This is a genomic window from Castellaniella sp., assembly GCF_036379515.1.
Taxonomy (GTDB): domain Bacteria; phylum Pseudomonadota; class Gammaproteobacteria; order Burkholderiales; family Burkholderiaceae_B; genus Castellaniella.
The window spans coordinates 85,690-96,776 of record NZ_DASVGN010000009.1; the positions used below are offsets into that span (position 1 = coordinate 85,690).

General features: G+C 61.6%; 9 protein-coding genes. 6 read left to right on the forward strand and 3 right to left on the reverse strand.

All coding sequences use genetic code 11. The features are described 5' to 3' along the window. Nucleotides 1–32 precede the first annotated feature (32 nt). The 5 genes from mdlC (at nucleotide 33) to VF285_RS02965 (ending at nucleotide 6,285) form a co-directional block, all read left to right on the forward strand. On the forward strand, nucleotides 33–1,652 hold the full coding sequence (gene mdlC / locus VF285_RS02945) for a benzoylformate decarboxylase (RefSeq protein WP_346951166.1): 1,620 nt from the start codon (nucleotides 33–35) through the stop codon (nucleotides 1,650–1,652). Nucleotides 1,653–1,688: 36 nt separating this feature from the next. Then, a complete protein-coding gene (locus VF285_RS02950; RefSeq protein ID WP_346951121.1) occupies nucleotides 1,689–3,140 on the forward strand; it encodes an aldehyde dehydrogenase in 1,452 nt (483 codons plus the stop codon). Nucleotides 3,141–3,273: 133 nt separating this feature from the next. Continuing rightward, on the forward strand, nucleotides 3,274–3,834 hold the full coding sequence (locus VF285_RS02955; protein ID WP_346951122.1) for a TRAP transporter small permease: 561 nt from the start codon (nucleotides 3,274–3,276) through the stop codon (nucleotides 3,832–3,834). Further along, on the forward strand, nucleotides 3,831–5,168 hold the full coding sequence (locus tag VF285_RS02960) for a TRAP transporter large permease (protein ID WP_346951123.1): 1,338 nt from the start codon (nucleotides 3,831–3,833) through the stop codon (nucleotides 5,166–5,168). Before VF285_RS02955 ends, VF285_RS02960 begins: the two co-directional genes overlap by 4 nt. A 79-nt stretch (nucleotides 5,169–5,247) precedes the next feature. After that, entirely contained in the window at nucleotides 5,248–6,285 is a 1,038-nt protein-coding gene (locus VF285_RS02965; RefSeq protein ID WP_346951124.1) for a TRAP transporter substrate-binding protein, read from the forward strand. On the opposite strand, the gene VF285_RS02970 is transcribed toward VF285_RS02965, so the two are convergent. The 3 genes from VF285_RS02970 to VF285_RS02980 are packed head-to-tail and all read right to left on the reverse strand — an operon-like array spanning nucleotide 6,286 to nucleotide 9,733. Further along, nucleotides 6,286–7,215 (reverse strand): AEC family transporter, encoded by a 930-nt coding sequence (locus VF285_RS02970; RefSeq protein WP_346951125.1) that lies wholly within the window; start codon nucleotides 7,213–7,215, stop codon nucleotides 6,286–6,288. A 47-nt stretch (nucleotides 7,216–7,262) separates the two neighbouring features. Continuing rightward, nucleotides 7,263–8,459 carry a benzoate/H(+) symporter BenE family transporter gene (locus VF285_RS02975; RefSeq protein WP_346951126.1) on the reverse strand — a complete coding sequence of 399 codons (1,197 nt, stop codon included), beginning with the start codon at nucleotides 8,457–8,459 and terminating at the stop codon, nucleotides 7,263–7,265. After that, entirely contained in the window at nucleotides 8,456–9,733 is a 1,278-nt protein-coding gene (locus VF285_RS02980; protein ID WP_346951127.1) for an EAL and HDOD domain-containing protein, read from the reverse strand. Before VF285_RS02980 ends, VF285_RS02975 begins: the two co-directional genes overlap by 4 nt. A 214-nt stretch (nucleotides 9,734–9,947) precedes the next feature. On the opposite strand from VF285_RS02980, the gene VF285_RS02985 reads away from it, so the two are divergent. Then, a complete protein-coding gene (locus tag VF285_RS02985; RefSeq protein ID WP_346951128.1) occupies nucleotides 9,948–11,075 on the forward strand; it encodes an aminotransferase class V-fold PLP-dependent enzyme in 1,128 nt (375 codons plus the stop codon). The last annotated feature ends 12 nt before the right edge of the window (nucleotides 11,076–11,087 follow it).

Here is an 11,087-nt window from a genome sequence, read left to right on the forward strand (position 1 = left end):
AGAAAATAGCTGGCGACAGCCTGGAGGAAGACATGCAGCAAGGGGTGGTGCGCGAACTGGTGCAGGGCACGGAGGCCCTGGCCCAGATACCTGTGCGGAAGGCAGTCACGGACTTGCTGCGTGAATTCGGAATGACGACCTTGTTTGGCAACCCGGGGTCCACCGAATTGGGTTTCTTCCTGAATTTTCCGGCCGACTTCCGTTACGTGCTGGGGCTGCAGGAATCCGTGGTCGTGGGCATGGCCGACGGTTACGCTCAAGCGACTCACAATGCGGCCTTCGTCAACCTGCATTCGGCGGTGGGCGTGGGGCATGCCATGGGCGCCATTTTTACGGCCTTTCGTAATCGCACGCCTCTGGTCATCACGGCGGGGCAGCAATCGCGCGCCATCTTGCCGTTCGACCCTTTTCTGTTTTCCAGCCAGGCGACTGAACTGCCCAAGCCCTACGTCAAATGGAGCGTAGAACCCGCGCGGGCAGAAGACGTTCCACTTGCCATTGCGCGGGCCTATTACATGGCGATGCAACCACCGTGTGGCCCGGTTTTGGTGTCGGTGCCTGCAGACGACTGGGGCAAGCTGTGCGCCCCTGTCAAAGCGCGTCGCGTGAGCCAGTCGATACGGCCCGATCCGGTACTGCTGGATTCTATCGGTCAGCAGCTGGATAGTGCGCGCCGCCCGGCATTCGTCCTGGGTGCTGCTGTTGACCGTGACGAGGCTTGGGATGACGTCGTCGCCTTGGCGGAGCGACACCAGGCCGCCGTCTGGGTGGCCCCCATGTCGGGGCGCAATGGATTCCCCGAAGATCATCGTCTGTTTGCCGGATTTTTGCCTGCGGCCCGCGAAGCGATTGTCGAACGCCTGACGGGCCACGACTTCATTCTGGCCTTGGGGGCTGCCGCCTTTGCCTACCACGTCGAAGGGGTCGGGCCGCATATTCCTGTGGGCAGCCGGCTGGCACAGATCGTGGACGATCCCAATACCTTGGCCTGGGCTCCAGAAGGAACAGCCGCCTTGGGGAGTGTTCGCCAAAGCGTGCGAGATTTGCTCGCCCGCGCGCGGCCTGCGGCGCGCCAGGCCCCTTCGGAACGGGTTCCGGCTCCCGAAGCACAGCCCGGTACACCCATGACCGTGGCCTATGCCCTTCAGACCTTGGCGCGGGTCCGGGCGCCCGATTCCATCATCGTGGAAGAAGCACCGAGCGCACGGCCCGTCATGCAGCGCTACTTGCCTATTCTGCAGTCCGAGACTTTTTACACCATGTGCAGCGGGGGTTTGGGGTTTGGCTTGCCCGCCGCGGTGGGGGTTGCCTTGGGTAAGCCAGGCCAGAAGGTCATTGGCCTGATTGGCGATGGCTCCAGCCTGTATTCCATTCAGGGGCTATGGAGCGCAGCGCAGCTTGGTTTGCCCATCACTTTCCTGATTCTGAAGAATGGCAGTTATGCGGCGTTGCGCGAGTTTGCGCCAGTTTATGGCTTTACGCCTCACGACGAACTGCGTGGGATCGATCTTCCAGGCATTGATTTTGTTTCGCTTGCCCGTAGCCTGGGATGCGAAGCGGAGCGTGTCTCAGACCCTCAGGTGCTGCCAGAGGTGTTGCGCAGAACCTTGGCCGCGCCGCGTCCGATACTGGTTGAAATCGAGGTTGCCTAGAATAAGGTCCCTATCACACAGCACAAAGGAGAACCCATGAGCACGATTTCCATGTTGATTGCAGGGGAGCATTGCGCTGCCCACAATGGCGGTACTTTTGAGCGCCGTAATCCGCTGGATGGCCAGGTTGCCACAACGGCGCCGGCGGCGACTCCCGAAGACGCGCGAGCAGCAGTGCAGGCGGCGGCGGATGCGTTCGCGTCCTGGTCGCAACTGGGGCCAGGCGCTCGTCGTCAGATGTTGGTCCGGGCGGCGGATGCATTGGCGTCGCGCAAGGAAGCCTTCACTGCGGCCATGGCTACCGAGACGGGGGCGTCTGCCTTATGGGCAGAGTTCAATGTCGATCTGGCAGCTGGCATGCTGCGCGAGGCGGCAGCCTTGACTTCGCAGATCGGGGGCGAAGTAATCCCGTCCGACGTACCGGGCAATCTGGCCATGGGGGTGCGCGTTCCGGCCGGTGTGGTGGTGGGCATGGCGCCCTGGAATGCACCGGTGATTTTGGGGGTGCGTGCCATTGCGACGCCGCTGGCATGCGGCAACACGGTGGTGTTGAAAGGTTCTGAGTTGTGCCCGGCCACCCACGGGCTGATCATTGAGTCCCTGCAAGAAGGTGGCTTGCCCAAAGGGGTCGTGAACTTCATCACCAATGCGCCGCAAGATGCAGCGCAAGTGGTTGAAGCGTTGGTAGCTCATCCGGCCACGCGCCGTGTGAATTTCACTGGGTCTACCAGGGTGGGGCGCATCATTGGCGGTTTGTGTGCGCGTTATCTCAAACCCGTCATGCTGGAACTGGGCGGCAAGGCACCGCTGGTCGTTCTGGATGATGCGGACCTCGAGACGGCAGTGAATGCAACCGCATTCGGCGCTTTTGCAAACTCGGGGCAGATCTGCATGTCGACCGAGCGCATCATCGTCGACGAGAAGATTGCCGATGTTTTTATCGAGCGTCTCGTGAATAAGGCCAAAGGGCTGCCGCTGGGTGATCCACGCAAAGGCCCAGTGGTCCTGGGCTCGCTCGTGGATATGTCAGCCGTGCATCGTTGCAACGAAATGATCGATGACGCCGTGTCCAAGGGGGCCACGCTGCTGTGTGGTGGCAAGGCCGACAACACCTTGATGCCTGCGACGTTGCTGGATCACGTGACACCCGCCATGCGCATCTATGGAGAAGAGACCTTTGGCCCGGTCAAGGCCATCGTGCGGGTCGCTGGCGAGGAGGCGGCTGTGACATGCGCCAACGACACGGCGTATGGCTTGTCTTCGGCCGTCATCAGTGCCGACGTGGCCCGCGCGCTGCGGGTGGCTGCGCGTATCCAGTCCGGGATCTGTCATATCAACGGCCCCACCGTGCATGATGAACCGCAGATGCCGTTTGGCGGTGTCAAGGACAGCGGTTACGGGCGGTTCGGTGGCAAAGCGGGCGTCGAAGCCTTCACCGAGTTGCGCTGGCTGTCCGTCCAGACGACACCGCGCGCCTATCCGTTCTGATGGTTCAGAAGTCGCGGCTCCGGTTGGCGACCCCGGGGCTGCGATCGAGCTTTTCCATAACAATGAGCCGCCATCGGATGCCGTACCCGCATAGGCCCCACGCCTGCGGAGTGGGGCTCCACCAGGAGACAACATGCATACCCCTCTCGACACTGAGGCGGCTGCCGCCCTCGTATTGAATCCCGAACAGTTTGGCCCCGCAGGCCGCCTGCTGATGGGGGTGTCGAAGTTTTATGCGGCCGTGGGCGGACTCGCCTTTGTAGCCTTGGTGATCATGTCGCTGATTTCGATCGTGGGCCGCAAGTTGTTCGCAGCACCCGTGCCTGGCGACATGGAAATCCTCATGATGGTGGCCGCGACCGCGTCGGCCACGTTTTTTGCGTACTGCCATCTGGATGGGGGTGACGTCAAGATCGATTTCTTCACGGCGCATGCCGGGCCTCGCGTCGTTCATGGCCTCGATGCACTGGGTTCGCTCCTGGTGGGGCTGTTCGGGCTGTTGGTGGCCTGGCGCAGCTGGGTGGGCGCCATGTCGCTGATGGATTCGGGTGAGACCTCCACTGTCCTGGGGTGGCCTGTCTGGTTGGCACAGGCGGGCATGGTGCCGGGCTTCGTGCTCATGGGGCTGGCGGGGCTCTATATGAGCTTTCTGCATTTGCAGGCAGCGCGTCGGGCTATCCGGAGGGCCGCATGATGGACGGCATCACGATCGGTCTTTTGATGTTTGCCGTCTTGCTGGCGCTCATGGTGATCCGCATCCCCATTGGGATCTCGATGTTCATCGCGGGGGCGGGCGGTTATGTCTATCTTTCGGGCGGCAATTGGACACCGCTCATGGCTTCACTCAAGAACCTGGCCTACGCGCGCTTGTCCAACTATGACCTCGTCGTCATTCCGCTGTTCCTGCTCATGGGGCAGTTCGCCACGCATGGCGGCCTGAGCCGCAGTCTCTTTCGTTTCGTGAGTGCGTTCATCGGACATAAGCGCGGAGGTATTGCCATGGCGGCAGTCGGCACCTGCGCGGGGTTTGGTGCCATCTGCGGTTCTTCGCTGGCGACGGCCGCCACCATGGGACAGGTCGTGCTGCCCGAGTTGCGGCGCTACGGTTATGCGGGCAGCCTTGCGACGGGTACGCTGGCTGCGGGCGGCACGCTGGGAATCATGATTCCGCCTTCGGTGCCGCTCATCATCTACGCCATCCTTACGCAGGAATCCATTGGCAAGCTCTTCATGGCAGCCGTCATTCCCGGCGTGATCGCCATGCTGGGCTACATGGCCGTGATCCAGATCATCGTGCACTGGAAGCCCGAGATGGGACCGGCTGGCCCGAAGGCTTCATGGACCGAGCGCATCGCCTCGTTGCTGCAGGTAGGCCCGGTACTTGCGGTCTTTTTCGTGGTCATCGTAGGCATCTACGCCGGTTGGGCCACGCCCACCGAGGCCGCCGCCATTGGTGCTGCAGCCTGCGGCATCATTGCAGTAGTTTCAGGAGGCCTGCGCTGGCGCGGCCTGTTGGACAGCGCATTGGGCACTGCCCAGGCTACGGCAATGATCTATCTGGTCTTGCTGGGGGCCGACATGCTCAATGTGTCGCTGGCCGTCTCGCAAATGCCGGTCGAGCTTGCTCATTGGGTACAGGCAAGCGGGCTGTCGCCTTTTCTCATCATTGCGGCGGTTCTTCTGACCTACATTCTGCTGGGCTGCGTGATGGACTCCCTGGCCATGATATTGCTCACCATCCCGATTTTTTATCCCATGATCATGGGGCTCGATTTTTACGGCATGAGTGTGGGCGACAAGTCCATCTGGTTCGGCATCCTTGCGTTGATGGTGGTGGAGATCGGGCTGGTGCATCCGCCAGTTGGCATGAACGTCTACATCATCAATCGGATGGCGAAAGATATTCCTCTGACAGAAACCTTCAAGGGCGTGGTCCCGTTTCTCATGTCCGACTTCATCCGCATCGTGGCGCTGGTGGCTTTCCCCAGCCTGACCTTGATCCTGGTAAAGAGCTTTGGGGCCTTGTGATTGCAGAGGCTGAAGAAGATTTTGCAAGACCCGTGCAGGCGACCCCGCGCAGCACGTCCATTCATGACAGGAGACATAAATGAAATCTTCCAAAAAGACAGGCGTGGCACGACTGACGGTGCTGACGCTGGGCCTCACGCTGGCGGGAATGGCTCAGGCTGCCCCCCAGGTGGTGCTGAAGGTGGCGCACTTTCTGCCATCGAACTCGAATGCGCAGGTCACCATGATTCAGCCGTGGTGCGACAAGATCGCCAAGGAATCGAATCAGCGCATGGTGTGTCAGATCTATCCGGCCATGCAGCTGGGGGGGACTCCGGCGCAGCTGTTTGATCAGGCCAAGGACGGGATTGCAGACATCGTCTGGACGCTGCCTACGTATTCAGCAGGGCGTTTCACCAAGGCGGCCGTGTTCGAGTTGCCCTGGATGGAGCGCAACGCCGAATCGGGCAGCCGTGCCCTGTGGAATTACACGCAAAAGTACGCCCTGGATGAATTCAAAGGGGTTCATCCCATTTTCATGCACGTGCATGGCGGCACCCTGCTGCACTTCGTCGGCAAGAAGCCCAAGACGCTGGAGGACATGAAAGGTCTGAAGATCCGCTCCGCCAACCGGGTCAACTCGCAGATGCTCACGGCCATTGGCGCCGTGCCGGTCCAGATGCCGCTGCCTGCCGTGCCCGATTCCATGTCCAAGGGCGTGGTGGACGGGGCCGCCGTTCCTTGGGAAGGGGTCCCGGCCATCAAGCTGGACGAAATTACGCGCTATCACTTCGATGTCCCGCAGGGTAAGCCCCGCATGGGCAATTCCATTTTTCTGTTCGGCATGAATCAGGCTCGCTACGACAGCTTGCCGCCCGATCTGAAGAAAGTGATCGACGACAACAGCGGAGCAGATGTCTCTGCCTGGGCCGGGCGTGTAGCCTTCGATGAGAAAGAGGCCGAATTCATGAAGACCTCAAAGGAAAACGGCAGCGTCTTCTATTACATGACCGACGCTGAATATGCGCGCTGGCAGGACGCCACGAAGGGCGTCGTGCAAGAGTGGATCAAGGCAGTCGACAAGAAGGGCGCCAATGGGCAGGAGCTTCTGAGCGCCGCCAAGGCGATGCTGCAGTAGCTAGCCCACTATCCACATGACTAGCGTCAGCGTGAAGAATGACGTGACAGTGGAGATGAGCAGAACGGAGGCGCACCAGGTCTGCTCATCGTATTTCTGCGCCAGGATCGGAAAGATGCTCAGCATCGGCACGGCAGCAATGACGACGCCGGCAGAGCGCAAGATGGGATCGGCGGGCGCGAACAGCAGCATCATGGCTGCGACCGCCAATGGGTGAAGGGTCAGCTTGCCGAAGCAGACCCACAGAATGCGCGGTAAATCGCCGCCAGGCCTGAGGCCTACCAGAGTGCCGCCAATCACGAAGAGCGCGACAGGGCCTGAAGCAAGCGCGAACATGTCCACGACCCGGGTCAGAGGAGTGGGCAGGTGAATCTGCAGCAGCGAGCAGACGAAGCCCGCGATGATGCCCAGAATCAGGGGGTTATGCAGCAAGCCCGAAAATAGGGCTGGCAGCGTGCGGAGGCGGCTGCGGCGATCGCCGTAGCCCGACTCGGCCAGTGCCAGAGCGAGCGGCAACATCACCAGGTTTTCGACCATCATGCTCAATGCGATGGCGATAGTGGCCTTGGACCCGAGGAACTGCAGTATCAGTGGAAATCCGATGAACCCGCTGTTGGAGACCGAACTGCCCAGACCGGCCAGACTGATCACGGGCCGGGAGGACCCTTTCAGCAGCCGCGCTCCGCTGGCGGCCGCCGCGAACGCAATGAGCGACCCAACTGTGTACGCGCCCAGATAATCCGGGTTGATGATCTCTGCGAAAGAGCGCTCAGCCAGAGCCTTGAAGAGCAGTGCAGGCAGTGCAATCTGGATGACGAACCGCCCCAGAACACGAATGTCGGCCTTGTCGTACGCACCCACGCGTACGGCGACGAATCCCAGTGCCATGGCAATGAACAAGGGACCGACGATGGACAGGATATTGAGCATGAACTAGCAGCGGTGGGACCGAAGAAGGCGTAGACCGTACAGGAGCATCATGCAGCACGGGCCCTGAGAACCAGGTGGCAAATGCCGCCCAGCACCAGGCCCCAGAAGGCGCTACCGATCCCCAGCAGTGTCATGCCGGATGCGGTGGCCAGAAAGGTGACCAGTGCCGCGTCGCGGTGCTCGGGCACCTGCAGAGAGTCGTGGATTGAGCTGCTCAGCGTACCCAGCAGCGCGAGACCCGCGATGGCCGCCACGAGTTCGTGCGGAAAAGCCGCGAACAGTGCCACGACCGTCGCGCCAAAAATCCCTGTGAGGAAGTAAAACACACCCGCCCATACCGAGGCCTTGTACCGCTGCGAGGCATCGGGATCTGCGTCCGGGCTCATGCAGATGGCCGCCGTGATGGCAGCCAGGTTGAAGGCGAATCCGCCGAAGGGAGCGAGCAGCATGCCGGTGATTCCGGTCCAGGAAATCAGGGGGGAGGCAGGCACGCGGGCGTAGCCGTTGGCGCGCAGCACCGCCAGCCCAGGGATGTTTTGCGAGGTCATGGTCACGATGAAAAGTGGCAGCCCCACACCGATGAGCGATGCCGCAGAGAATTCGGGCGCCATCCAGACTGGGTGGGCCGGGGTCCAGTCCAGGCCGCTCAGCGATAGCGAACCTTGTGGCAGGGCCCAGAGGATGCCAACCAGCAGGGCCAGTGGGACGCTGTAGCGCGGCACCCAGCGCCGCGACAACAGGAACGTCGCAAACATGGCCAATACCAGGGTAGGCTGGCCGTGCATGGACGAAAACAGGTCCATGCCAAAGCGCAGCAGAATACCGGCCAGCATGGCCGAGGCCAGGTGTCGCGGGACCCAATCCATGAGTTTCTGAAACCAGCCGGTGACACCGCACAACACGATGAGGGCAGAACTGGCAATGAAAATGCCGATGGCGTGCGGCAGTCCTACGCCGCCCAGGCTGGTGGCCAACAGCGCAGCGCCAGGCGTGGACCATGCCGTGAGCACGGGGGCACGCCAGACCAGCGACAGCGTGATGCAGGTTACCCCCATGCCGATCCCCAATGCCCACATCCAGGAAGCCAGTTGCTCTGCGTTCGCACCCGCAGCACTCGCCGCCTGGAAGATGATCGCCACTGAACTGGTATAGCCCACCAGAACGGCGATGAAACCGGACGAGACCGAGGAGGGGCGCAGCCAGCCAGTGACGAGTCCCGGTGCGGAGTGCGTGTTTGATCTCATGGTGCAGCGCGCGTGATGCCATGCGCCCAGACGAACGCGTTCTGTATGAGAGGATCAAGCATCTCGGGGTTCAGTCCCAGGGTGGTCAACAGAGGGGCGAGGTCCTCGACGTCGTCGCCGTTCGACGGAAAGATCAGCGTGGCCAGCCGCAGTTCCTGGCCAAGCTCGCCTTCACGCTGGAGCAGTGCCTGGCGAATTGGGACATCGAGTTCGACGTCGGACAACAGGCTCTGCATGGTGCTGTGAAAGATCTGATCCATGGGCGACAGGATACCCGTGGTGAAGGCGGCCTCCGCGCGGACGGCCTGCTCGGGGTGGCGCAGCGTGGAGAGCGCCTCCATCAGGTGCGCTCTGGCGCAGGCCTGGATGAGCGTGGGTGACAGGAACCCTGCGGCCCGGCCGGATTCGGTGTACATCAGCATCTGAATCCAGCGCTGCAGGTGGCGGCGACCCAGCAGCATGATGGCCTGGCTCAGCGACTCGACTTCCTGGCTCAGGCCGTAGGCCGGGGTATTCACCATGTCGAGCAGTGTCTTCACCAGTTCGGTGTCCCGCTGCAGGCTGGCCTGGATTTCGGGGATTTCCCCGCCGCCCATGATGAGCATGACCAGGCGCAGCAGCGTCTTCTGCCGAGGGGAGAGAGCGGTGCCCGAGGTGACGTCCGCCGGCTGGCCCCCCTCGAAAAGGGTGAAGCCCAGCAGCAGGAAGTTGTCCAATGCAGCCTTATTGGGCGTGCCGTCGGCCAGGAGCTGGCGCTTCGCCTGCTTGTGCTGGAAGCTCTGGCGGAAGATATCGGCCTTGGAACTGCGCGCTGGATTGAAGCTCACGACCTTGCAGAAAGGCAGCAAGGCCGAGTATTCGGCTTTCGCAGCGAGATCACCCTGAATCGAGCACTGCAGGCCGCCGTGGGCCAGGCCTTGCAGTGCCTGGATGATCTCGGGGGTAGCCTCGGTTCCTTCTGGCAATTCGACATAGGTCCGGTGGCGTGGCAACGTGAAGGCGAAGGGGCTTTTCAGCAGCGCAGGCGTACCGTCCAGCCAGTGGGGCACGTACGCCAGGCAGGCATTGACCCCGTGGCTCCGAGCGGTCGACATCACCGCCATGCCAGGGTCCCGGTCCGTTTTCTCCGTGTCGGCCCACAGAACCCGCAACCGGTAACCCGCCAGGCCTCGATTCTGGTCCAGAATCGGTTCACGGCGTAGTAAATAGGGGGGTAGGGCTGCCTGAGTTTCAGCCTGTTCGGCGACGGACTCGGTCGTCGAAGATGGTTCCATGGTGTCTCCTCTTGTCGCGGTTGCTTGCGCACTGCGTGGCGTGGTTCGCCGTGTTATGGTGTTGTCTCGTCAGGTATACGACCGGCTCCTGCGGCGCTTGCCGGGCTTGGTGATCTCCGACGGGAAGCTGCTATTGTACTGGCCGGTGCGCGCGGCCATACGCCCGACATCGGTCTACAATCGGCCTATTCTTTTGCTTTTGACGGAGAGGCTCATGCCTGGATTGCTACCCAATGTAGACCCCGAGGGGCTGCTGGAATACTCAGTGGTCTATACCGATCGGGCCCTGAACCATATGTCTCAGGCCTTTCAGGCGGTGATGCGTGACATCTCTCGTACGCTCAAGTCGGTGTATGGTGCGCATTCAGCCATCGTCGTGCCGGGTAGCGGTACCTTTGGCATGGAAGCCGTGGCGCGGCAGTTTGCCAGTGGCAAGCGCGCATTGGTGATTCGCAACGGCTGGTTCAGCTATCGCTGGACGCAAATTTTTGAAGTCGGCAATATTCCGGCAGAATCCCAGGTGCTGAAGGCTCGTCCCATCGAAGCGGGCAACCAGCCTTATTTTGCACCTCCCCCCGTCGAAGAAGTCATTGCGGCAGTGCGTGAGTTCAAGCCCGACGTGGTCTTCGCGGCGCACGTGGAAACCGCCTCGGGCATCCGCCTGCCAGATGGCTATATTCGTCAGGTGGCGGATGCCGTGCATGCTGTGGGTGGTTTGTTCGTCCTGGATTGCATTGCCTCCGGCACGATCTGGGTCAACATGAAAGACGTGCACGTCGATGTAATTGTGTCGGCCCCGCAAAAGGGCTGGACGTCTTCGGCCTGCTGCGGTCTGGTCATGCTGGGTGACGAAGCTCGCCGGCGCATCGAGACCACCCAAAGCACCAGCTTTGCCTGCGACCTGCGCAAATGGTTGGGCGTGATGGAGGCTTACGAAAAGGGGGGGCACGCCTATTACACGACGCTACCGACGGATTCCCTGATCATCCTGCGCAACGTCATGGCTGAAACCGAAGCCTATGGTTTTGACAAGGTGCGTGACGAGCAGCAGCAACTGGGCGATTCCGTGCGCAAGCTGCTGCGCCGACGCGGTTTCAAGAGTGTGGCTGCGCCGGGGTTCGAGGCACCGGGTGTGGTGGTGAGCTACACCACAGACGACGGCATTCATTCCACCAGCAAGTTTGCGCAGGTGGGGGTTCAGGCGGCGGCGGGCGTGCCACTGGCCTGCGACGAACCGCAAGGGTTCAAGACCTTCCGCATTGGGCTCTTTGGGCTGGATAAGTTGCACAACGTGCAGCGCACGGTCGACACCTTGGCTGCTGCGCTTGACCGCATGCAATAGCCTTCTGCGGGC

What these genes read in the sequence shown, in the direction of transcription:
- VF285_RS02970 (WP_346951125.1), bottom strand. Translation starts at nt 7,215, where the DNA reads ATGCTCAATATCCTGTCCATCGTCGGTCCCTTGTTCATTGCCATGGCA.
- VF285_RS02975 (WP_346951126.1), bottom strand. Translation starts at nt 8,459, where the DNA reads ATGAGATCAAACACGCACTCCGCACCGGGACTCGTCACTGGCTGGCTG.
- VF285_RS02955 (WP_346951122.1), top strand. Translation starts at nt 3,274, where the DNA reads ATGCATACCCCTCTCGACACTGAGGCGGCTGCCGCCCTCGTATTGAAT.
- VF285_RS02960 (WP_346951123.1), top strand. Translation starts at nt 3,831, where the DNA reads ATGATGGACGGCATCACGATCGGTCTTTTGATGTTTGCCGTCTTGCTG.
- VF285_RS02950 (WP_346951121.1), top strand. Translation starts at nt 1,689, where the DNA reads ATGAGCACGATTTCCATGTTGATTGCAGGGGAGCATTGCGCTGCCCAC.
- VF285_RS02980 (WP_346951127.1), bottom strand. Translation starts at nt 9,733, where the DNA reads ATGGAACCATCTTCGACGACCGAGTCCGTCGCCGAACAGGCTGAAACT.
- VF285_RS02965 (WP_346951124.1), top strand. Translation starts at nt 5,248, where the DNA reads ATGAAATCTTCCAAAAAGACAGGCGTGGCACGACTGACGGTGCTGACG.
- VF285_RS02985 (WP_346951128.1), top strand. Translation starts at nt 9,948, where the DNA reads ATGCCTGGATTGCTACCCAATGTAGACCCCGAGGGGCTGCTGGAATAC.
- mdlC (WP_346951166.1), top strand. Translation starts at nt 33, where the DNA reads ATGCAGCAAGGGGTGGTGCGCGAACTGGTGCAGGGCACGGAGGCCCTG.